Source organism: Pseudoramibacter alactolyticus ATCC 23263, from assembly GCF_000185505.1.
Taxonomy (GTDB): domain Bacteria; phylum Bacillota; class Clostridia; order Eubacteriales; family Eubacteriaceae; genus Pseudoramibacter; species Pseudoramibacter alactolyticus.
In genome coordinates this window covers 1-20,206 of record NZ_GL622359.1, presented here as the reverse complement: position 1 = coordinate 20,206, position 20,206 = coordinate 1, and the positions used below count along the sequence as shown (strand labels likewise).

Annotated in this window: 18 protein-coding genes and 1 pseudogene; 10 read left to right on the top strand and 9 right to left on the bottom strand. The window is 55.0% G+C overall.

Annotated features, from left to right (window positions below):
- Window positions 1–33: 33 nt before the first annotated feature.
- Window positions 34–708, bottom strand: coding sequence for a Crp/Fnr family transcriptional regulator (locus HMPREF0721_RS00080; protein WP_040639798.1), 675 nt, complete (start codon window positions 706–708; stop codon window positions 34–36).
- 29 nt (window positions 709–737) lie between these two features.
- On the bottom strand, window positions 738–1,124 hold the full coding sequence (locus tag HMPREF0721_RS00075; protein WP_006597440.1) for a rhodanese-like domain-containing protein: 387 nt from the start codon (window positions 1,122–1,124) through the stop codon (window positions 738–740).
- Between the two features lie 440 nt (window positions 1,125–1,564).
- Here HMPREF0721_RS00075 and HMPREF0721_RS00065 point away from each other — a divergent pair, with 440 nt between their 5' ends.
- The 5 genes from HMPREF0721_RS00065 (at window position 1,565) to HMPREF0721_RS11360 (ending at window position 4,502) form a co-directional block, all read left to right on the top strand.
- Window positions 1,565–2,182, top strand: coding sequence for a GTP pyrophosphokinase (locus tag HMPREF0721_RS00065; protein WP_156788659.1), 618 nt, complete (start codon window positions 1,565–1,567; stop codon window positions 2,180–2,182).
- Window positions 2,179–2,847, top strand: a complete 669-nt coding sequence (locus tag HMPREF0721_RS00060) for a response regulator transcription factor (RefSeq protein ID WP_006597437.1) — start codon at window positions 2,179–2,181, stop codon at window positions 2,845–2,847. Before HMPREF0721_RS00065 ends, HMPREF0721_RS00060 begins: the two co-directional genes overlap by 4 nt.
- Window positions 2,848–2,863: 16 nt before the next feature.
- On the top strand, window positions 2,864–3,760 hold the full coding sequence (locus HMPREF0721_RS00055) for a sensor histidine kinase (protein WP_006597436.1): 897 nt from the start codon (window positions 2,864–2,866) through the stop codon (window positions 3,758–3,760).
- Window positions 3,723–4,157 (top strand): sensor histidine kinase, encoded by a 435-nt coding sequence (locus HMPREF0721_RS00050; RefSeq protein WP_006597435.1) that lies wholly within the window; start codon window positions 3,723–3,725, stop codon window positions 4,155–4,157. Before HMPREF0721_RS00055 ends, HMPREF0721_RS00050 begins: the two co-directional genes overlap by 38 nt.
- A gap of 135 nt (window positions 4,158–4,292) precedes the next feature.
- Complete coding sequence (locus HMPREF0721_RS11360) at window positions 4,293–4,502, top strand: helix-turn-helix domain-containing protein (protein ID WP_083798112.1); 210 nt, start codon at window positions 4,293–4,295, stop codon at window positions 4,500–4,502.
- A 251-nt stretch (window positions 4,503–4,753) separates the two neighbouring features.
- On the opposite strand, the gene HMPREF0721_RS00045 is transcribed toward HMPREF0721_RS11360, so the two are convergent.
- The 7 genes from HMPREF0721_RS00045 to HMPREF0721_RS12540 all read right to left on the bottom strand — a co-directional run bounded on the left by HMPREF0721_RS00045 (window position 4,754) and on the right by HMPREF0721_RS12540 (window position 14,131).
- Window positions 4,754–5,836 carry an iron-containing alcohol dehydrogenase family protein gene (locus HMPREF0721_RS00045; RefSeq protein ID WP_006597434.1) on the bottom strand — a complete coding sequence of 361 codons (1,083 nt, stop codon included), beginning with the start codon at window positions 5,834–5,836 and terminating at the stop codon, window positions 4,754–4,756.
- Between the two features lie 314 nt (window positions 5,837–6,150).
- Complete coding sequence (locus HMPREF0721_RS00040; RefSeq protein ID WP_006597433.1) at window positions 6,151–6,861, bottom strand: DNA methyltransferase family protein; 711 nt, start codon at window positions 6,859–6,861, stop codon at window positions 6,151–6,153.
- Complete coding sequence (locus HMPREF0721_RS00035; RefSeq protein WP_006597432.1) at window positions 6,861–10,175, bottom strand: Eco57I restriction-modification methylase domain-containing protein; 3,315 nt, start codon at window positions 10,173–10,175, stop codon at window positions 6,861–6,863. The genes HMPREF0721_RS00040 and HMPREF0721_RS00035 overlap by 1 nt, the downstream gene beginning before the upstream one ends.
- Window positions 10,078–11,259 carry a GIY-YIG nuclease family protein gene (locus HMPREF0721_RS12200; RefSeq protein WP_207635226.1) on the bottom strand — a complete coding sequence of 394 codons (1,182 nt, stop codon included), beginning with the start codon at window positions 11,257–11,259 and terminating at the stop codon, window positions 10,078–10,080. The genes HMPREF0721_RS00035 and HMPREF0721_RS12200 overlap by 98 nt, the downstream gene beginning before the upstream one ends.
- 94 nt (window positions 11,260–11,353) lie before the next feature.
- Window positions 11,354–11,680: a hypothetical protein gene (locus tag HMPREF0721_RS12195; RefSeq protein ID WP_156788658.1), complete on the bottom strand. Its 327-nt coding sequence runs from the start codon at window positions 11,678–11,680 to the stop codon at window positions 11,354–11,356.
- A gap of 628 nt (window positions 11,681–12,308) precedes the next feature.
- A complete protein-coding gene (locus HMPREF0721_RS00025; protein ID WP_040640098.1) occupies window positions 12,309–13,007 on the bottom strand; it encodes a transglutaminase-like domain-containing protein in 699 nt (232 codons plus the stop codon).
- A 995-nt stretch (window positions 13,008–14,002) separates the two neighbouring features.
- The gene (locus HMPREF0721_RS12540) at window positions 14,003–14,131 is read right to left on the bottom strand and encodes a hypothetical protein (RefSeq protein ID WP_006597424.1); all 129 of its coding nucleotides are present in this window, start codon (window positions 14,129–14,131) and stop codon (window positions 14,003–14,005) included.
- On the opposite strand from HMPREF0721_RS12540, the pseudogene HMPREF0721_RS12740 reads away from it, so the two are divergent.
- From HMPREF0721_RS12740 to HMPREF0721_RS00005, 5 genes and pseudogenes are all read left to right on the top strand, one after another.
- Window positions 14,084–14,542: pseudogene (locus tag HMPREF0721_RS12740) on the top strand (energy-coupling factor transporter transmembrane component T); the annotation flags it as partial. The gene HMPREF0721_RS12540 and the pseudogene HMPREF0721_RS12740 sit on opposite strands and share 48 nt — an antisense overlap.
- Before the next feature lie 166 nt (window positions 14,543–14,708).
- Window positions 14,709–16,130: an ABC transporter ATP-binding protein gene (locus HMPREF0721_RS00020; RefSeq protein ID WP_006597422.1), complete on the top strand. Its 1,422-nt coding sequence runs from the start codon at window positions 14,709–14,711 to the stop codon at window positions 16,128–16,130.
- Window positions 16,120–16,713 carry an MptD family putative ECF transporter S component gene (locus HMPREF0721_RS00015; protein ID WP_006597421.1) on the top strand — a complete coding sequence of 198 codons (594 nt, stop codon included), beginning with the start codon at window positions 16,120–16,122 and terminating at the stop codon, window positions 16,711–16,713. Before HMPREF0721_RS00020 ends, HMPREF0721_RS00015 begins: the two co-directional genes overlap by 11 nt.
- A gap of 29 nt (window positions 16,714–16,742) precedes the next feature.
- Window positions 16,743–18,473: an ABC transporter ATP-binding protein gene (locus tag HMPREF0721_RS00010; RefSeq protein ID WP_006597420.1), complete on the top strand. Its 1,731-nt coding sequence runs from the start codon at window positions 16,743–16,745 to the stop codon at window positions 18,471–18,473.
- Complete coding sequence (locus HMPREF0721_RS00005) at window positions 18,470–20,194, top strand: ABC transporter ATP-binding protein (protein ID WP_006597419.1); 1,725 nt, start codon at window positions 18,470–18,472, stop codon at window positions 20,192–20,194. Before HMPREF0721_RS00010 ends, HMPREF0721_RS00005 begins: the two co-directional genes overlap by 4 nt.
- Window positions 20,195–20,206: the final 12 nt, after the last annotated feature.

Sequence of the window (20,206 nt, the reverse complement as noted above, 5' to 3'; positions counted from 1 at the left end):
TCGGTACAGTGACCACGTCTCATTTTCAGTTTTTTAATTTTCGGCAGCTGCCAGACGGCGCAGGGCGCCGGGATTCGTCACGGTGATGCGCCCCCGGTGCAACTGCACCCAGCCCTCAGCGGCAAAGCGCTTGAGCATGCGGGCCACCACTTCCCTGGCCGAGCTGATATGCCGGGCGATCTGATCGTGGGTCATGACAATTTCGAAAGCATCGGTGCGGTCGGTCTCCCCCATTAAAAAGGTAGCCAGCCGGCAGTCCAGTCCCATAAAAAGAATCTGCTGCATGGTCCACATCACCTCCGAGAATCGGCGGAGGGCCTGTTCGTAAAGGGCGCAGCGCAGGGCGAGGTTTTTCTCGGCAAGGCCGTTGATGGTAGCGGTGTCGATCACCAGGCACTCACAGGACGATTCCGTCATGATCTGCGTATCGAAGGTGATCTGGCTGATCACGCAGGAGGCCGAGAGCACACAAAATTCCCCGGTGCCCACCCGGTAAAGGGTGATCTCCCGGCCTGCCTCCGAGAGCATGGCGGCCCGCAGCTCCCCGGAAAGCACCAAAAACAAGCCCGGGCAATCGTGCTGTCCCCCGTGGACAATCTGCACCGGCCCGTCCCGGCGGATCACCGCCCGGGCAGCCAGCACCCCTTGTTCTTTCGCCGTCAAAAGCCCCCAAAAGGGGAGGCGCGCCAACGCATCTGCCATGCTCATGGATTTTCCTCCGGATTCTTTCGTTCTCATCAGTCCCGCACCAATCCATAGGGCCAGGTGGTGATGCCGCCGAAGCTTCTAACCTTTGTATAACCTAGCTCGGCCAGCTTGCCCGCAGCGATCCGGGCTCGGCGCCCGCTGCGGCAATAGAGCAGAAGCCATTGCCCCCGATCGGGCAGCACCTTGGCCACGCTGGCCCGGTCGGCGATGCGTCTCAACGGGAAGGAAACGGCCCCGCGGATATGGCCCTCGGCATATTCCGCCTCGGTGCGCACGTCCTCCCGGGTATCCATGAGCTTTTTCGCCGCGAGCTGGGCGATCGTTTCCGCGTTCCGGCCGGCCGTCTGGTCGGCGCAGCCGGTAAACCCCAAGGACAGTATCACCAAAACTGCGGTCAGCCATCGTTTTTCTCTCATGGCGCTTCCCCTCGCCTCCTTTCACGCTTTGCCTTCAGTATACCACAGGCCGGAGGGGCAGAACCGCCTTTTCCCAAAAGCTGCGCTGCAAAATCCAACCGATACATAATTTTATCGCTTGACGCACCATCTTTTTATATATGAATAAAAAAATCCGTTTGTCTGCGAGGAGAAAAAAATAAAAATTTTGCCGATCAGCAGGGGGCCGCGCCTTGAAAAAAGTCGTCGCTTTTCTCGGCACTGCGGCGCCTGGCGCAAAGAAGGCCGCTGCATTCAAGACGAAAAAATCCTTTTTAATGAGTAACCAGGCCCTGCCTCGCCTCTTAAGCATCGAAAGCTTAAGCCATTTTGCGGAAAGACCGGCTATACTTAATTATTACGCACGTCGAATGCGCATTCGCCGCGCGCATCATCATTATTTTATGAGTAAGGAAAAAATCATGTCTGAAAAACCATCCCTTTACGGCCGCCACACCGAAGCGCTGGGTGCCGCCCGGGATCGCCTGCTCGAAAGCCTTGAGGCCCTTCGGACCAAAACCATTGCCGAAACCGGCGACGATCCCATCGATCATCTGCTGACACGCATCAAGTCCGAGGCCAGTGCCCGGGAAAAATGCCGGCGCGAGGGCATCCCCGAAACCACCGAAAGCGCCATGACCCGGCTGCACGATCTCATCGGTCTGCGGGTGGTCTGTCCCTTTTTAAGCGATGTCTTCCTCATCCGGGATTACATTGCCGCCTCGGACCAGTTCACCATCGTCGAGGAGAAGGACTACATCCGCCACGCCAAGCCCAACGGCTACCGCAGCTATCACCTCATTGTGCGCGTTGACGGCTACGATGCCGAGATCCAGCTGCGCACCATTTCAATGGATACCTGGGCCGCGCTGGAACATAAACTGCAGTACAAGCGCGCCTTCTCTGCCAACGCCGAATTGATCGCCGGCGAGCTCAAGCGCTGCGCTGACGAATTGGCCGCCACCGACATCTCGATGCAGACCATCCGCGAGATGATTGGGTCCATGACGCCGGCCGAAAACGAGGAGAACCTTTCATGAAATTATTATTTGCAGAAGATACCACCGATCTCAACCGCGTCGTCACCATGGCACTCGTCCACGCCGGCTATGAAGTCGACAGCGTGATGGACGGACAAAAGGCCCTGAGCCATTTGCAGACTCAGGTTTATGACGCGGCGATCCTCGACATCATGATGCCGGGGCTCTCCGGCCTTGCCGTTACTGAACGGATTCGTGCCGCCGGGGACACCACTCCCATTTTGCTGTTGACGGCCAAGGCCGAAGTGGACGACCGGGTGACCGGGCTCGAAGCAGGTGCCGACGATTACCTGCCCAAGCCCTTCGCCCTGAAGGAGCTGATGGCCCGGGTCAAAGCCATGATCCGCGGCCGGGAAACGACGCAGTCGCCCCGGCTTGAATTCGGCGATCTGAGTCTCGATACCGACACCCAAACCCTCACCGCCGAAAACTCCGTCACCCTTTCCCAGCGGGAATGCGCTCTGCTGCGGCTGTTTATCCTGCATCCGGACACCGCCCTGCCCGCCGATTATCTTTTGGATCACGTCTGGCGCCACGACACGGCCGCGGCTCGTGAAACGGTTACCCTTTACCTGTCCTACCTGCGGGCCAAACTCGAGGCCGTGGCCTCCCAGGTGCTTATCGCCGAGCCCGAGCCGGGGCATTATCGGATCATGGCATCCTGATCGCCGGAGAACCATCATGGAAACACGCGAAATCACAGCGCTGCGCAGCCGTTTCATCCGAGTCACCATGCTCTCCGTTCTTTTGGTGATGGTGGGCATCGGCTCTTTGCTCAACATTGCCCAGACCATTTCCGCCCGCTACCAGATCCGCCACACCCTCAGCGCCATCATCGATGATCGCGGCCGCCTCAAAAGTGCCGACGTCAAGGAAAGCACCAATGGGGAAGCAACCATCAGCCCCTTCGAGGGCTTCAATTTTTTTGACATCGAGTACCTCTCCGGCACCTCTTATTTCACGGTCACCTTAAACAAAAGACGCGCGCCGGACGTTCTGCTGGTGCGCACCGACGGCCTCCAAAGGGCCGACGCCCTGACCCTGGCAAAAAAAATGCTCGCTCAAAAAAAGCCCTTCGGGCAATACGGCACCTATTTTTACCAATACCAAAAGCGGCCCGACGGCAGCACGGTCATCGCCGCCCTCGATTATCAAAACGGCATCTACGCCGCCTATCGCCTGGCGGCCATCACCGTCGTCATCTGTCTGACCGGGCTGTTCATCATTTACTGGCTGGTGCGCTCTTTTTCCCGGCTGGCCATCCGCCCGATGATCCAAAACGCCGAGCGTCAAAAACAATTCATCACCAACGCCAGCCACGAGCTTAAAACGCCTCTGGCCGTGATCCGCTCCAACACGGAATTTTCCGAGATGCTCGGCGGCGAAAACGAATGGACCCGATCCACCCTCAAACAGGTAGCCCGCATGGACGAGCTGGTGAAAGAGCTTGTGCTCATCACCCGCTCCGACGAAAAACAAAACGCCCAAGGGCATAGTCCCTGTGGACCTTTCGGCCGTGACACACGAGACGGCCGAAGCTTTGAGCAGCCTGGCCCGGCAAAGCGGCAAACACTTTGAGACGGATATTCAATCCGACATCACCCTAACCGGCGGCGAAGGCGATATGCACAAGCTCGTTTCCGTCCTGCTGGACAACGCCGTCAAATACTGTGACGACGGCGGCACCATCCGCCTGCGGCTGAATTGCTACCAAAGCCGCTTCCGCCGGGAAACGGTTCTGCTCAGTGTCGCCAACGATTACGCCGATGGCGCCGGTATCGACTATCAGCGCTTTTTCGACCGCTTTTATCGGGGCGATGCGACCCATCACGTCGACGGGCCGGAGCAAGCCGGCTACGGCATCGGCCTTTCCCTGGCCGAAAGTCTCTGCCGCAAATATCACGGCCGCATCACCGCCCGCTGGAAGGACGGCGTCATCACCTTCACCTGCCTGCTGCGTTCCATTAAGTCATAGCCTGCCGTTTTTAAGCCCGTTTCCACGGGCTTTTTTTGCAACTTGAATATACACTCTAAGTGCAACAATAAATAATGACTCATAGCCTTGGTATAATGGTGTTTGCAAAGACATCCAAATATTCAAGGAGAAACTATGAGCCATTACAAACTTCTTACACCAGAAGAAAGAGAAAAGATAGATCTTCTTCACTCTCAAAACAAAACATTAAGCGGCATCGCAAAGACGATTCACCGTGACAAGTCCACCATTTCTCGGGAGATTCCTCGTAATGGCTGTGATGGCATTTATTTACCAGGTGCAGCTCATACTCAATATTTAGAACGTCGTAGCCTGCAGACCTAAACTCAAACTTTCTGATCCTGAAAGATTTGAATATGTCAGGGATAAGTTAGAGTATTGTCCTAAAAGCTCTATCCTTAATGATGTGTCAGAAGCGTATATACAAAGCAAAGTGGATGAAATGAACAAACGGCCACGGAAATGCCTCGGGTTCAGAACTCCTTATAAAGTCTACCATTCAACTGTGTTGCACTTAGCTTGACAATTCAAGATTAAAAAGGACGCCGGCCGGCGTCCTATAAAAATTCACAACATTATCGCAGCCCGGCGATGCGTTCCACCACGTCCCGGCTCGCGTCAAAGGGCGCCAGGGCCAGCTTCTTGTCGCTTTGCATGAGTTCGTCCACCGCCCGGGTCAGCGTCCCCCGGGTTACCATGCGGCTGTCGCACACCGCGTCGTAAAACGCCTGCAGCTCCGCCGTCGAGGCGAAGCCGGACGCCTCGAGCACCGCTGCCCGCTGATCCGCCGGAGCCGCGTCGAGGTAGCGGGCCTCAAAATAGCCGATGGCCGCGCCGTGGGCCATCCCGAGATGATAGGTCAGCGCGTAGCTCAGGCCGTGGGGCAGGGTGGTGCCGGTGTGGGCAATGGCCATGCCGCCCATCGCCGAAGCGTTGATCATATTGCGGTAATCCGCCGTCGTGGCCGCCCGCTCGCCGGCAAACACGGCCTTGCTCTTCTGCCAGAGACGCAGCCCCGCGAAGGCAAACATCCGGCTGTAATCATCCGCCTGGGTGTTCACCACACTTTCCGCCATATGGCCAAAGGCATCCACCCCCGTGTTGGCAAGAATATGCCGGGGTGCCGCCGCGAGATAGCGCCCGTCCAGCAGGGCCAGCCGCGCGAAAATGCGGTGGGGAATCGAACCTTTGACCTTCAGATCGTGGCGCGTCAGCACGGAGATAGCCGTGACCTCGGAGCCGGTGCCGCAGGTGGTGGGCACGCAAACGACGGGCAGCGCGTCCGAGGGCGCCGCCCCATCGTAAAGATAGGCCGCGTCTTGATCCGCGTGGCGGATCATCAACGCGATGGCTTTGCAGGCGTCGAGGGGCGAGCCGCCCCCGATGCCGATAACGAAATCCGCCCCTTCAGCCACCCCCAGATCCCGGCCGGCCATCACCGTTTCCACCGAGGGATTTTCTTCCACCGCGTCGAACAAGGCATGCCCGACGCCGGCGGCGTCCAGTGCCGCCGCCACATCGCCGTAGGCGCCGCAGGCCTTCGCCGAGCGGCGCCCCGTCACAATCAGGGCCTTGGTGCCCAGCGCCGCCAGTTCGGCCGTGTGGGCGCGCACCGCATTTTCCCCTTCGTAAAGTTTAACCGGACAATAAAATTGCATGGTTGCCTCCTGATTTTGAATTCACATTAACATTATCCCTGTTCTTTAAGGGATTACTTTTTATTTAATTATAACACGGACGTACGGAATAACGCCGAACGGCTTTTGGAACGCCCCTGCAAAAATGCACCCGCGAACAAAGAACCAACTCTTTGGCAAACGCATTTTGCTTTTTAAGCATATATTTTGCTCATTTGTCAAACAACCTAACAGATAAACTAAATTTTTGATCGATTAACGAACAAAAAACCAAAACTCAAAAAAATCAGCCAACGCTTTTTATTTTAACAAAAGGCGGGCTGATGTACGCGGAATCAGGTTTCTTTCCCCAGCGATAAAATAGGCACAATCGTCTCGTCGGGCTCCGGCGCCCCGACGGCCGTCTCCGGCAGCAACGCGGAAAGGTTCATGACCACCTGCTCCTCCGTTTCGGGCGCGGGCGCCACATCCTCTTCCCCGGCGGCGAGCAGCTCGCGCATTTCGTGGCGGCTCGTGGCCACGCGCAGGATTTGAGAACCTGCCGCATCCTGCGGCAACAGGCGCCACTGAGTAAAAACGATGGGATCGCCCTCTCCGGTGCGTCCGGTGAGCGCATCCCCCTGGATCATGTTAGCCTGGATAACCACCCGGGCGGCCGCCATCACCCGGGGATCAGGCGCGGCGTCAAAAGCGGCCAGCCCCGCTTCGTAGCCGGTGCGAAAGGTATCCATCAGATTCATCACCAGCATCTCCACGTTATCTTCCAAAAGCTCAATACCATAGAGCGTGGTCAGCGCGAAAAGTGATTTTTGGTGCCAGTCTGCCGCGGCGATGCAGGTTTTTTGCACAGCGGCGAGCTTGCGCCGCAAAATCGCCACGAGAAAGGCGCCCTCGCCGGCGGCAGGCTCCAAAAAAGTGGCTGTCAGGCGCTCGCAGGCTGCACGCACCCCGGGCAAATCGAGCATTCGCTCGACCACCGCCGCCGGCGTGAACACCTCGCCGTGCTGCTGCACCCGGGATTTGGATTTAATTAAACTATTTTCCATTATCTTAAACTTTCAACACGATTGTTAATATATTTTGTTTCTTCCTCAGTTAACCCCAGCAACTTAGCCAACTGTTGGTCAACACCCCGTGAGAAATCAATAAAAGCATTTTCATCTTTATATTCAAGAATATCCGGAACTTCTTTGCCCAAAGATGTAAGAGATTCGTCCGTCAGCAAAAATGCAAATCTAATAAATTTGCTTTTTGCATATTTTAAAAAGTTGTTAGCCTCTTGTTGTGTTTTGAAAACTTTAAGCGCGATACGCGATCTTCCAAACGCCGAATGATTGTCCATCACAGAGATTTGATTATCTCGTTTTTGTCCACCAGCATTTGCACTCGATACCGTTACTTTCCACTCATCTATAAGATTGGCATTGTGCTCAATCACTTCTCTTTTTACAACATACCACTTTGCTCGACCTGTTTTCCCCGCTTTATCGTTCGTGAAGAGTTTGATATTTTTTGAATAATCGATGACTTCATTCTCTTCCAATAATTTTACTTTTTCTGGATTTTTTTCTACAAAATCACTTTCAATTCTAAAAAGTTTTTGATTGATCACTTTACTGTCAGCAATATATTTCAAACCATTCTTTTCGACAAATTGATCAATCTTTTGAGCTATTTTTCCTTCAATCGGATTCAAAACTAAAATTTTCTCACCCGGCGCTGTCAATTTAATGCATTGGGATTTGCCGCCTTTAATAAATTCATAGTCAAAAACTTTATCTGTTTTTCCCGTTTTTTTAAGAACAATAGAAATTCCATCCGGAATTTCTACTTGCTCAAATACATCATTTGCGTCTTCAAAATAAATCAGTTTTGATAAACGCGGATCATTAATCTGTTCTAAGCCAAATTTGCTCATACCTTTGCCCGATCTTTGGATCCATCGTCCACCTGGATAAATGAGAGCTGTACAATCTTTTGCTAATTTATCCGCTAAAATTTGAAAATAATGAAATATATTTGTCACACGCTTTTGACCATTATCTGTTTCTTTTTTTGCTACTTCTTCCTGATACGGCGGATTGCCGATCACCACATCAAATTTCATCTTTCCAAATTCCCTTTCAATCTTGGCAGCGGCGTCACGCACATCCGCCCGGGCGGCGGCCACCAAACCATCGATATAAGCAATATTGGTGTCCCAATGGTGATAGCCGGCCAGGGTGCGCCGGGCAATGGCGGCGGCCATGGGAGTCTTCGCCACCACATAAATATTCTTCGCGAGCACCTGCTGCCAAAGCCGGCCCTGTTCGGCCGCGGGCAAGGGGCCGGCCAGGCGCCGCTGCCCCTCATCAAAACACGACAGCGCAGCATAAAGCGGGTAGAGTCCTGTTTTCGCATTGATCTCCAAAATCCGCGCGTCATTACGATAAACCTGATCGGTAACAGCCGTTTTGATCCAGTGGCGTGCCGGGCGGCCGGCCACCGTCTGGTGCTCATAGGCATCGTCATAAAAAGAGAGGCCGCCGATGGTTTTGCCCAGCTGCAGATTGACCGCCCGCCAGGGCGTGAGCACGGTCTCTTTGTCCGGATTGCAGAAGGTGGCCAGGATGGGCGTGAGGGCCTCGGCCCGCTCGATCGGGGACAAATCGTCCAGCGCCTTCACCTTGCGCCGGATGATGCGCCCGGCTTCAATAAAGACATCCGCGTCGTAATATTTGGTGAACTTCCGAAACAATGCCTTGGTCACCCCCGCCGGCATGAACTCGGCCCAGGAGGCGTCGTCCACCGCGTCCACAAATTTCGTCACGCTCACGCTGTCGCCCACGGGCACGTCCAGCCCGTAAAGCATCAGCGGGATGCGAATGGAGATCCCCCGCAGAATCGAAATCATGGTCCGGCGCTGTTTTTTGAGCGCATTCATCTGGTCGATGACGGCCTGCTCCTCGGCGGTTCGCTCGCGTTTGGGTTTTTTCTCGGCGCCCGTCGCCTTTTCGTATTGTTCATCGCTGAGCCCCTGATGGTTCACGTCGATGGTCATGGGGCGTTTGTCTTTTTTCGTCGTGCCCACAATGGCCTTCAAATCGTTAAACGCGGAAAGGTCACCGTCTTTTAGCATCAAAAGCTCATCGCTGTAAAGCGAATCGTCGTCGAAGCCGCGCTTCACAGCCTTTTCAGCATAAACCCGCTTGATCTGAGACAGCAGGGTATCCACTTGATAGGGCTGCATGCCGTGGCCGCCCTCCCCGATGATGGGCAAAAAATTCATGAGGCGCGCCATCTTTTCGCGCTGGGCGTCGGAGGTGCGCTTACCCACGCCGGTGTTTAACCTTGTGGCCTCGGCCATCACGGTGAGCGCCCGATCCGGCGCAAAGTCGAAGATGTAGCACCGGGTTTTCCGGCCGAAGGTCTCGCTGGCATAGGGCGTCTGGGCCCGGAAGGCCGCCTGCAAATACTGCATGGCGCTGGCGGTGTTGGCCAGAAAAAGCACCCCCGTCCACGGGGCGATGGTCACGCCGGTGGTGAGCTTGCGCACGGTCAGGGTGATGGTTTTGGTAACCGCCGGATCGTCGCCCATGGCGGCTTTCACCTGGGCCACGTCGCTCTCCGACGCGACCCCGCCGTTATCCCCCTGGGCCACCACGTTCACAATCTTGTAATCCATGCCGAAAACCGGGTGCGCCGTGAGCAGTGCCGCCAGCGCGCAGGCCTCCTTCACCCCGGGCAAAATCCACAGCGTATGGCGCAGCCGCTCCCGAAAGGCCGGGGCCGAAAAGGGATAGTTCGTGGCAGCGTCCGGGGTGGTGATATTGTCAAGAAATTGTTTCACCTTGGCCTCGTGCACAAAACGCCCGGCGACGTTCACTTCAAAAAACGCCTTAAAGTTAAAGGCCCGTTTGTCGTCGTTTTGAAAAAGGGCATCTTTAAACTGACGGCTCATTTCAAAGGTGAACATCGAAACCTTCGGCAACCCGGCGTAGGGGTTGGGCAAATCGGTGTGTTTTTTCTCCCAGTCCACCTTGGCCTGCTGCTCCATCACATAATCCCAGGTGAAGACCTGCTCTTCTTCGTATTGATCCAGCAGATTAAAGGGCGTTCCGGAAAGCTCCAGCACCTTGGTCGCATCGGGCCGCACCACCTGATCAAGCACGTTTTGGGCCAGTTCCGTTTGGGTGCCTTCGTGGGCCTCGTCCACAATCACCAAATCCCAATCCGTGGCAAACAGCGCCGCATTTTTGCTGCCCGCCTTGCCGCCAACCATCTCAGACCCGCGCAGATCCTGCAAACTCGCAAAATAAACAAAGGGCCCGCCGTTTTTCACCAGATGGTCGAAGGTCTCCCCGGATTTTTTTTGAGCCATAGTGGTAGCCGGCCGCCGGCAAACCGAGCTTTTTAAAATCGTCAAACCAGCCGTCATCCACCACCGGCCGATGGGTCATAATCAGCACATGGGGATACCGCGCCTCCTTGATGAGCTGCAGCGCCGTGATGGTTTTGCCAAAGCGCATCTTGGCATTCCAGAGCATTTTGTCGTATTTTTTAAAAGCCTTCTTTGTGCGGTTAATGGCGTCTTGCTGCTCCGGGCGCAAGGCAATTGCCGCGGCTTTCGCCAGCTGATCGATAGCGGCCCGCCCCGCCTTCACAGCGGCAATGGCGCGCTTGGCCGTTGCCAGATCCATTTGGTACCACTCGTTGCCGGTGAGCCCTGGCTGGTGCCGAATCCCCGAACGGTCCAGCACCCGGTGCACGTCGTGATCGTGAAACCAGGTTTTGTCCTGCTTGCGATAGGCCAGTTCGCTCCACTGCGCCACCCCGGGCACCCCGGCCGTCGTCATGTATTGATTGATGCGTTTTTGGGCCACGCCGAGCAGATAACCGCTGCCGGGTTCCCAGTTCGCCTCGAAATCGCCTTCCGGCACAGAAGCCTCCCCGATTTTCTCCGCGCCGTCGTAAGCCGGCCACTGACCGCTGCTGTTGTCCGCCGTCTGCACATAAATCAGTTTGCGCTCAGCTGTTTGATAAAGCTGATGCGGCGCTTCAAAATCAGCCACCCGCCTGCGATCGCCTCCCCGTGCCATAAACTGCCAGCCCAACAAGGCATAAATCGCCCGGATCGCCTTCAAAGCCTCGGCCTGCGTTCCCTGATCGAGATTATGGGTCGCCCGGTTGCCCCATCGCTTGATGGCAAAAAATACATCCATCACTTTTTTCGGGGTGTCCGTCCCGCGGAGCGCTTTAAGATTCTCATGAAACGTGGCTCGGGCTCCCACCGGAATCTGCGCGCGCCCGAGAATCCCCTTCACAAGATTTTCCGCAATTTTGCGCGCCTCGGTGAGCACCGAGGCATAGGCTCCGATCCCGTAAAGTTGTTCCAGATTTTTTGCCGATGTTTCGTATTGTTTTAAATCCTGCTGATATTGTAAAAAATCAAAATTATTCGCCATCGTCATCTCCCAGCCGTTCTTATTTTTTATTATAACGAATCTTCGCGGATCTTGCAGGAAAAAAGACAATTCCTCGAAAAATCAGCCGAAAACATCACGCGTTTTCGCGTTTTGGTCGGTCATAGGGCGGATGCACCGCACCTTCCAACGTCAAAAGTGCCGCTTTCGCGTTCAAGACCGCCGGCCGCCCGTGAGGCTGCCGTCGGCGCCCACGACGCGATGACAAGACACGATCTGCGGCCATTTCATGCGCCAAATGGCCATAAATCGATAAGGAATCTTCAGCAGCGCCCGCCACACCGCCTGTTGAAAGGGCGTGCCCCGAAAACACAGCGGCGGCATAAACGCCGGCGCCTGCCCCGCAAAATACACGGCGAGCCAGCGTCTGGCGCATCCAAATGCGGTGACGGCACACGCTCATATTCCGGCGCAAGACCTGCTGCAAAATATTTTTGACCGGGAAGCCACAAGCCCTTCGGAATCCGCCGCCAATAACACCCGCCCCAGCGGCGTCTCATGATAACCAATCGCGTCCATTTTTAACCACCCTTTCCAGCGCTTTGATTCTGCTTCAAATGATTCGCAGCTGTTGATCTCACATCAGCGCCCCATCGCTCGTTAAAATAACCGGGATCTTAATCTGCCAAAAGATCTTTTACGGCTCAGCGATCAAAATCAACTCAATCATCCTATTTCCCATACCGTTCGCCTCTCAATTCCGGATTTGCTGATTTCCGCAAACAAGGATTACTGCGATAATTCCCAAAGAATTCAAGTTTGTCGCTTTCTAAAAATCAGATTTATTTAGCTAATAACTTTCCAAAAATAAAATATGTCACACTCCGAAATATCATTCCTACAAAAAGAAATATGCCAAATACTTTTATTTGGTAGATTCATCATAGCGATTTGGCAGGCCTTTCACAAGAAACAGACAATTGCATTGATGCTATTTAGCGCATCAAACATAAAATGGTGTTTATTCTTTCTTAAACTTCATATTTTGCTTATCCCTAAAACTGAGGTTTATCGCTATTTTAAACCAAGGTTCAAATATTTCTTACCTTCTTTACATTGCAATTCATTAAATGCCTTCCCAAATGTCTGTAAGCAAAGGCTTTAATTCCCGATACCTCCTGATGGTGATTTTTCAACAATTCATCCGGACAATCATATACGCCAAAATCTTGAGTTATTCCCTTGCTTTGTATATATGTGTTGTTTCTGTCAAAATCAATGATCGGATGCTGAAAATCTGTTACTGCCGCGCCATAACCGCAAAAAGAGCCGGTGCAGTTTTCAAATCGTTTCTGCAATTTGGACAAATACGCTTGATCCAATACAAAAGCCTCCAATTCATACCATTTATCTTCAAAATACACTTCAACCCAGCTGTGAAATATATTCCGGGGTGCATTTTTATAAATAAACCCATTCATTACCCCTTTCTGCAGTTGTTTATCTATCATAAATCCATGCACTCGGCAAGGCATTTCGCAGGCACGAAGCAATGCCATAAACAGAGTTCCCTTTGTATTGCATTGACCATATCCGTCCTTAAGAACTTTAGATGCGGGGATATTGTCATCCCCGTTGTACCCAAATGCGACCTCGTCTCTTACAAAGTTATAAATCGCTTTAAGACGATCGAATTCATTTTGTTCCTTCCAACGCTTCATCTCTATTAATCTTTGAATAGACGGGTTTGAAAAATCCAGCATTGCAGTTTCCTGCAGGTATTGATTCATTTTATTTTCCTCTGCAAATTCCAAATTCCAATTTACTGTTTCATTTTTTCTCGGCACTCGCCACACTCTCCTGCGGCGCCGGAGTCAACATCATAAAACCGTCTTTTCCACATCGCCGCTCATAGTATCGATCTTTAACGGAAATGTGCTACAACTATCCGATAACCATGGCCGTAATTCCTAATCCTGTCCCTCTTTTAAAGGGCGTTCCGTATTGATGAACGCCTCCTGAATGATTGGCGCATGAATCGTTTTTGCGTGGGAAAGCGTGAAATCGCCCGCTGCAAATTCATTCGTCTCCAAATCGTTGGGGTGAATGATCTGTCAACTTGTCATAGCAGCTTATCGGCAGGAAATTGATGCAAAAATATTTCTCCCTTTGAATGTTTATATAGGTGTGTGTGCCGATGCAAATTTCTCATGACAGCAAAGAACGCCGTCCCATCGCCGAAAAAACAACTCCATGAATGAAAGCGCCCATTCGGTTTCCCGTTTTCTTTCCACGTGGTGATTGCAAATAAAACCGCAGGAATTGCCGCCGTTGTTTCTAAATGGAAAAACAGCTCAAATTCCTCTGGACATGAAGGTTTAAAGTATTGGGAAAAATTTTTACCTCATTTCTATTTTCATTATTGCACCTCCCATAAAATTCTCGCTTACCGATTGTCTTTTGTGAAATTATGCCATGAAATTGTGAACATTTCTACCTGTTTCCACTGCGTATTTACGGAATAATATAGGGTTAACGATCCGTTTGTTATTTTGATATTTGCTTCTTTACCATGCGCAAGCCTTCGGCTCCGGGGATGCCCCATATCATCCTCTATTAGTGCTCATTCCGAAAATGCTTTTTTAACCGCCATTTTGCCGCCGCCAGCCCCTTCATAATTGAACCGATTTTCGTCTCTGCCCGATTCATTAATAATTTTTTTAACAATCTTTCTTGCATCTTTCAGGGACAGTTGTTATAATTTGATCATATATATTAGCCAAGGCTAACTATTGATCCCGCTGCCCTTGTGTTCCAAAGGAAAATCATCATGCGCGTCCATCCACTGGTTGTTCTCCTGTTCAATTTGCTTCTGCCCGTCGCCATCATGTTCCCCGGCAATCCTTACCAGCACGGATTCTTTCTGACCTTCGCCGCCGCGGCCCTTCTCTGGTCCGGCAAGGTCAAACGCCTGGCCAAGTTCGGATTGTTTTATGGCGCGATGCTGCTCTTAAGTGTCGCTTTGCGCCATTATTCCGGCGTGGCAATACCCTTTTTCATCATGTTCATCACCCTCACCCTGCAATTCGTGCCCTGCGCCATGATGGCGAGCATCCTCATCTGGGACACCAACGCCAGCGAACTCATCGCGGCTCTGGCGCTCCTGCGGCTGCCCAAGGCCTTCATCATCGCTTTAACGGTCGTCCTGCGCTACATCCCCACCTTCCGGCGGGAATTCGTCTTCATCAAAGAGGCCATGCGGCTGCGCAGGGTGCCCTATTCTCTGCGTCATCCCCTGCGCAGTTTCGAATTTTTTCTGGTGCCTCAGCTCTTCCGATGCGCGCTCCTCGCCAACGAAATCACCGCTGCCGGGCTGACCAAGGGCATCACCAGCCCCGACCGGCGCAGTGCCTACAGCGACGGACGGCTGCGCCTCGCAGACTGCGGGCTGTGCGCGATTTTATTGCTGGGAACGGGGGGGAGATGCTCTTATGGCGATAATGGCAGCCGATACTTACGGCTTTACTTACTCGGAGCAACGAACCCCGGCCCTTCAGGATGTGACCTTTGCGGCGGCCCCCGGCGAAGTCATCCTCATCGCCGGGGACAGCGGCAGCGGCAAATCGACCTTGCTAAAATCCCTGAACGGGCTCATCCCCGAAATTGTGGAGGGCCGTTTGACAGGGCAGCGCTTTCTGAACGATCAGGACATGACCAACCTGTCCATCGATGCCGTCAGCCGGATGGTGGGCACGGTGTTCCAAAATCCCCGCAGTCAGTTTTTCACCCTCGACGCCACCAGCGAGATGGTGTTCGCCATGGAAAATTACGGCTTCTCCCGCCAGACGATGCGGGCGCGGCTGACCTCCCTTCAGGAGACGCTGCCCATCGCGGGGCTGATGAACCGGGAGATTTACGGCCTTTCCAGCGGAGAGCGCCAACTTTTGGCCCTGGCCACGGCCATGGTGCTCAACCCCGATGTGCTCCTCTTTGACGAACCCTCGGCCAATCTGGATTATCGCAACGCCATGGCCCTGGGCCCTTTGATCCGAAAGCTCAAGACCATGGGCAAGACCGTTTTCGTGGCCGACCACCGCTATTTTTACCTCGGCGGGGTAATCGACCGGGTCTTTGCCCTCGCTGATCGCCGCCTGACGGTTTTCGAAAGCGAGGCCGCCTTTCGGCGCTCGTCCTGGAACACCCGCGGCTTTAACCTCTTCGCCCTCGACACCCCGTGCCGCGGCGGCGCTCCCCGGGGCGATCCCGTCGCCGAGGTGTGCGAACTGCGCAAATGGTCGGTGCTTCGAGGGGTTTCCCTCCGGTTTTACGCCGGGGAAATTGCGGCCGTCGTCGGCGTGAACGGCGTCGGCAAATCGACCTTGGCCAAGCTTCTCACCGGTTCTCTCCGACCCGACGGCGGCACGGTGCGCACCGACGATCTGCCCTTTTACGTCATGCAGGACGCCGACTACCAGCTTTTCGGCACCAGCGTCGCCGGCGAGCTTGAAATCGGCCGGAGCCGGCTGTCTGCGGCGCAAAAAAAGGCCGCCTTGCAGCCCCTGGGCCTGTGGTCCTACCGCAACACCCACCCCTTCAATCTGAGCGGCGGCGAAAAGCAGCGGCTGCAGATCGCCGCGGCCTCCCTCTCCGAGGCGACGCTCATCATCTTTGACGAACCCACCAGCGGCCTTGATGCCCGGGCCATGAGCCGGGTGGCTGCCGCGATCTCGGATCTGGCCGACCGCAAGGCAGTGCTCGTCATCTCCCACGACTACGCCTTCATCCGGATGGTGGCCGACCGCGTCATCCATTTGAAAGACGGACGTGTGGCCAGGGACTTTCCCCTCACGCCGGCTGCCTTCGGCGATTTGAATCAAATTTTTAAAGAAATGGAGACATGCAATGAAACCTAAACTGAAAATAAAAGACCTTGTGCTCATCGCCCTGCTCACGGCGATCTACCTGCTGATCTATATGGCCAGCATGGTGCCCATTTCCCTGCTGGGGCCCTATGGCCACGCCATCAGCCCAGGCGTCTGCGCCCTGCTTTCAGGCGCGGTGCTGCTGTTTATGAACCGCAAAATCGGCAAAATGTGGGAATTCACCTGTTTCACCCTGCTGGTAATGGGGGCCTTCGCCCTGATGGGCGGGGGCTACCTGCCCTGGCTGATCACCTCGGTAACCGCGGCCGTGGCAGCGGATCTTCTGGCGTCGCATTCCAATGAGACCTCGGTGCCTCGGCTGGCCATCGCCTCCGGCATCCTGCATGTGGGCCAGGCTCTGGGAGGCATCATCCCGGCGACGTTTTTTGTATCATCTTACCGCACCCACTGGATCGCCCGAGGGGTATCTCCGGCAGAGATGGATGGCTACATCCGCTTCAGCAAGGGACTCATGGGTCTCAGCGCCACGGTTGTCGTCTTCGCTTTGGCCTTCGCCGGGATGTATCTGGGGCAGCTGATTCTTCGGCGGCATCTGGCCAATATGCAGGGCTGAGCGCCCTGCGGAAAGGAGTGGTGACGACCATGATTTATCAAAAGCTCAAGGCCTACGCCCCTGAACGCCTCGCCTGCGCTTACGGCGGTGTTTTGCTGGCCCTGGCTGCCGCGGTCCTCTCCGTCGGCAGTTATTATTTGCTCTACGGCTTCTTGAAAAAAATCCTGGTGACAGGGGATCTCGCCGGCGCCTTAACCCTGGCCTGGCAGATCGTGGGCTGCCTGGTGGCCAGCACCGTGGTGTATTTCGCCGCAGTGTGGTGCACCCACATTTTGGGCTTTCGCCTGGAGACCAACCTCAAAAAGCAGGGGATCCGTCATTTGATGCAGGCCTCCTTCGGCTTTTACGATCAGCACCCCTCAGGCCGAATCCGCAAAATCCTCGACGACAACACCGCCCTGACCCACATGAGCGTAGCCCATCTCATCCCGGATCTGTCGACGGCGGTGTTCGTGCCGGTGCTGGGATCGGTGCTCGTTTTCACCGTCGACGTGCGCCTCGGGGGAATTTTCGTCGCGACGATGGTCGCCGGACTGATCGCCATCCAGCGGCTCATGGGAGACCGGCATTTCATGACGCTTTACATGCGGGCCTTAGAGACGATGAATGCCGGCGCGGTGGAATACGTCCGGGGGATTCAGGTGCTCAAGATCTTCAAGGCCGACATCCAGTCCCTGGGGGCTTTTTACCGGGCCATCCGGGACTATGCCGACATCGCTCTGCGCTACAGCATGAGCTGCCGCCGGGGCTACGTGTTCTTTCAGGTGGTTTTCAACGCTGTTTTCCTCGCCGCTTTGTTTTTGTTTTTCGCCGGGGCAGAGCCTGACCGGGTCTTTCTGGCCAAGTTCATGTTTTACGTGCTGTTCAACGGGGTGCTCTTCGTCGCCTTCATGAAAATCATGTACGTCGGGATGTACATCTTTCAGGCCAACAGCGCCATCGGCAAAATCGAGACGCTCTTTAACCAGATGACCGCCAAAAAACTGACCCCCGGCCAGACCGAGGCCATTACCGACACGGCCATCGCCTTTGAGGATGTGAGCTTCGGCTACGGCGAAACGCCCATCCTCTCCCATCTTTCCTTTGAGCTGGCTCCGGGCAAAACCTACGCCCTGGTGGGAGCTTCGGGCTCCGGCAAGTCGACGTTGGCCAAGCTCATTTCCGGCTTTTACCGGCTGGACGGCGGACACATCACCATCGGCGGACGCCCCCTCGAGGCTTACACTGAGGCCGCCTTGGCCCGAAACATCGCCAACGTCTTTCAAGACGCCCGGCTGTTCAAGCGCTCAATTTATGACAATGTGCTGGTCGGCCAGCCAAACGCCGACCGCGAAGCTGTGATGCGGGCCCTTTCTCTGGCCCAATGCGACGAGATTCTCGCCAAATTCCCGGAAAGGGAGCACACGCTGATCGGCGCCAAAGGGGTGCATCTCTCCGGAGGTGAGGTGCAGCGCATCGCCATCGCCCGGGCCATTTTAAAGGACGCCCCCATCGTCATCCTTGACGAGGCTTCCGCCGCGGCCGATCCGGAAAACGAATACGAACTGCAGCGGGCCCTGGCCAATTTGATGGCGGACAAAACCGTCATCATGATCGCCCACCGCCTCAGCGCCATTCAAAACGTCGACGAAATCCTCGTCATCGACGCGGGACAGGTGGTGGAACGGGGCAGCCACGCCGAGCTCATGGCCCGCGACTCCCGCTACAAAAAACTTCAGGACGCTTTTGCGCGCGCCAACGCATGGAGGGTTAAACCATGAATCGCTTCCTCAAAACCCAATTCGGTCTGACGGACAGCGGAGCCGGGGCCGTGGCCCGCGCCGCTGTCATCGCCTTTTTCGTCAACATCGGCTACATGGCCTTCATGATGATTGCCATGGTCTTCGGCCGGGACGTGCTTGATCATTCGGTGGCCTCACCCTGGTTTTATCTCGGGCTGCTCGCCGTCACCCTGGCCGTGGTTTACATTCTCGTTGATCTGGATTACGTCAAAACCTTCAATGCGACCTACAAAGAGGCCTGCGACCTGCGTCTCGAAATCGCCGAGCGCATCAAGGCGCTGCCGCTATCATATTTTTTCCGGCACGATCTGAGCGATCTGGCCCAGACCATTATGCAGGACGTCTCGGACATCGAGCACGCGATAAGCCACGCCATGCCCCGGTGCATCGCCTACGGGGGTTTTCTCGTCACCGTGAGCATCCTCATGCTCATCACCGACTGGCGCCTGGGCCTGGCCACCGTTACACCGCTGTTGCTCGGCTTTGCTCTGATGTTTTTCACAAAAAACGTCCAGAAACGTTGGACCCGCAAATATTTCTGGGAGACCCGGGCCACCAACGAGGCCTTTCAGGAAACCATCGAATGTCAGCGGGAAATCAAAAGCTTCGGCCTGACGGCAGCCAACGACGCCGCCGTGTCCGATGCCCTGGAGCGTGCTGAAAAACTGCGCCTGCGTTCGGAAATCGCCCAGGCCACACCCATGCTTTTGTCCACTTCCCTGATGAAGCTCACCCTCGGAGGCATCGCCATCCTCTCGGCCGGGCTTTTGCAGGTCGGCGCCGTGGCGCTGATCTACGTCATCGGCTATCTGATTGCCTCGGTCCGCCTCATCGACGCCGTGGGCGCCATGGAAGAATCCTTCGCCGAATTGTTTTATCTCGACGCGCGAATCCGCCGGCTCGCCGATTTGCGCGCCACCCCCACGCAAAAGGGGCAGGATCTGCCTCTCAAACGTTTTGATATCGTTCTGGAGAACGTGTGCTTCGGCTATTCTCCCGACAACCGGGTTGTCGACAGGGTCAGCTTCACTGCCAGACAAAATGAAGTCACGGCCATTGTGGGGCCCTCGGGCTGTGGCAAGTCGACCCTGCTGCGGCTGGTATCCCGGCTTTACGACATCGAAAGCGGTTACATCCGCATCGACGGCCACGACGTTCGGGATATTGCCACCGATACGCTGTTTGAGAAAGTGTCCTTCGTCTTTCAGGATGTTATCCTCTTTAACGCCTCTGTGCGGGACAACATCGCCATCGGCCGCCCCGGCGCCACCGACGACGAGATTGAAGCCGCGGCCAGACGGGCCAATTGCGACGATTTCATCCGGCAGCTCCCCGAGGGCTATGCCACCCTCATCGGGGAAAACGGCAGCCGGCTTTCCGGCGGCGAGCGCCAGCGCATCGCTATTGCTCGGGCATTTTTAAAAAATGCACCCATTCTCCTTTTGGACGAAATCAGCGCGAGCCTCGACGTGGGCAACGAGATGGCCATTCAGGAGGCACTCAACGCTCTTACCGTCGACAAAACCGTGATCATCGTTTCCCACCGGCTGAAGTCCATCGAACAGGTGGATCAAATCGTGGTGATGGATGCCGGCCGGGTGGATGCGGTGGGCACCCACGCCCATCTACTGGCCGATTCCGCCCTTTACCGGCGACTGATCGAAAAATCCCGGATGACTGACGCCTTTCAATATCAATAAGTCCCGTTGGGG

What these genes read in the sequence shown, in the direction of transcription:
- HMPREF0721_RS00065 (WP_156788659.1), top strand. Translation starts at nt 1,565, where the DNA reads ATGTCTGAAAAACCATCCCTTTACGGCCGCCACACCGAAGCGCTGGGT.
- HMPREF0721_RS00010 (WP_006597420.1), top strand. Translation starts at nt 16,743, where the DNA reads ATGATTTATCAAAAGCTCAAGGCCTACGCCCCTGAACGCCTCGCCTGC.
- HMPREF0721_RS11360 (WP_083798112.1), top strand. Translation starts at nt 4,293, where the DNA reads ATGAGCCATTACAAACTTCTTACACCAGAAGAAAGAGAAAAGATAGAT.
- HMPREF0721_RS00035 (WP_006597432.1), bottom strand. Translation starts at nt 10,175, where the DNA reads ATGGCTCAAAAAAAATCCGGGGAGACCTTCGACCATCTGGTGAAAAAC.
- HMPREF0721_RS00060 (WP_006597437.1), top strand. Translation starts at nt 2,179, where the DNA reads ATGAAATTATTATTTGCAGAAGATACCACCGATCTCAACCGCGTCGTC.
- HMPREF0721_RS00080 (WP_040639798.1), bottom strand. Translation starts at nt 708, where the DNA reads ATGAGCATGGCAGATGCGTTGGCGCGCCTCCCCTTTTGGGGGCTTTTG.
- HMPREF0721_RS00025 (WP_040640098.1), bottom strand. Translation starts at nt 13,007, where the DNA reads ATGAATCAATACCTGCAGGAAACTGCAATGCTGGATTTTTCAAACCCG.
- HMPREF0721_RS00040 (WP_006597433.1), bottom strand. Translation starts at nt 6,861, where the DNA reads ATGGAAAATAGTTTAATTAAATCCAAATCCCGGGTGCAGCAGCACGGC.
- HMPREF0721_RS12195 (WP_156788658.1), bottom strand. Translation starts at nt 11,680, where the DNA reads ATGAGCGTGTGCCGTCACCGCATTTGGATGCGCCAGACGCTGGCTCGC.
- HMPREF0721_RS00005 (WP_006597419.1), top strand. Translation starts at nt 18,470, where the DNA reads ATGAATCGCTTCCTCAAAACCCAATTCGGTCTGACGGACAGCGGAGCC.
- HMPREF0721_RS12200 (WP_207635226.1), bottom strand. Translation starts at nt 11,259, where the DNA reads ATGGCGAATAATTTTGATTTTTTACAATATCAGCAGGATTTAAAACAA.
- HMPREF0721_RS00055 (WP_006597436.1), top strand. Translation starts at nt 2,864, where the DNA reads ATGGAAACACGCGAAATCACAGCGCTGCGCAGCCGTTTCATCCGAGTC.
- HMPREF0721_RS00045 (WP_006597434.1), bottom strand. Translation starts at nt 5,836, where the DNA reads ATGCAATTTTATTGTCCGGTTAAACTTTACGAAGGGGAAAATGCGGTG.
- HMPREF0721_RS00020 (WP_006597422.1), top strand. Translation starts at nt 14,709, where the DNA reads ATGGCGATAATGGCAGCCGATACTTACGGCTTTACTTACTCGGAGCAA.
- HMPREF0721_RS00015 (WP_006597421.1), top strand. Translation starts at nt 16,120, where the DNA reads ATGAAACCTAAACTGAAAATAAAAGACCTTGTGCTCATCGCCCTGCTC.
- HMPREF0721_RS00075 (WP_006597440.1), bottom strand. Translation starts at nt 1,124, where the DNA reads ATGAGAGAAAAACGATGGCTGACCGCAGTTTTGGTGATACTGTCCTTG.